The organism is Roseomonas sp. 18066 (assembly GCF_902706185.1).
Taxonomy (GTDB): domain Bacteria; phylum Pseudomonadota; class Alphaproteobacteria; order Acetobacterales; family Acetobacteraceae; genus Pseudoroseomonas.
The window spans coordinates 1-443 of record NZ_CACSJM010000365.1 but is presented as its reverse complement, the minus strand read 5'-3'; the positions used below and the strand labels follow the sequence as shown (position 1 = coordinate 443).

At 65.9% G+C, this 443-nt stretch carries 1 pseudogene; it reads left to right on the top strand.

Annotation, left to right across the window (positions count from 1 at the left end):
* Window positions 1–389 (top strand): annotated as a pseudogene (locus GVN67_RS29245) (succinate--CoA ligase subunit alpha); the annotation flags it as partial.
* Window positions 390–443 lie beyond the last annotated feature (54 nt).

Genomic DNA, 443 nt, shown 5'->3' with positions numbered 1-443 from the left:
TGGCCATGCTGACCGAAGTCGGCCTGGGCCAGTCGAGCGCCGTGGGCATCGGCGGCGACCCGATCAACGGCCTCAAGCACATCGACGTGATGAAGGCCTTCAACGACGATCCCGACACCGACGCCGTCATCATGATCGGCGAAATCGGCGGCCCGGACGAAGCCGAAGCCGCCCAGTGGTGCAAGGCCAACATGAAGAAGCCGATCGTCGGCTTCATCGCCGGCGTCACCGCCCCTCCCGGCAAGCGCATGGGCCACGCCGGCGCGATCGTTTCGGGCGGCAAGGGCGATGCGGAGAGCAAGATCGCGGCGATGGAAGCCGCGGGGATCAAGGTTTCGGCAAGCCCGAGCGAGCTAGGCACGACGTTGCTCGAGGTCCTCAAGGGCTGAGCGTCCGGGAGTAAAGCGTGATGGGCTACGAAGGCCAGGATTTCTCGGACGTCG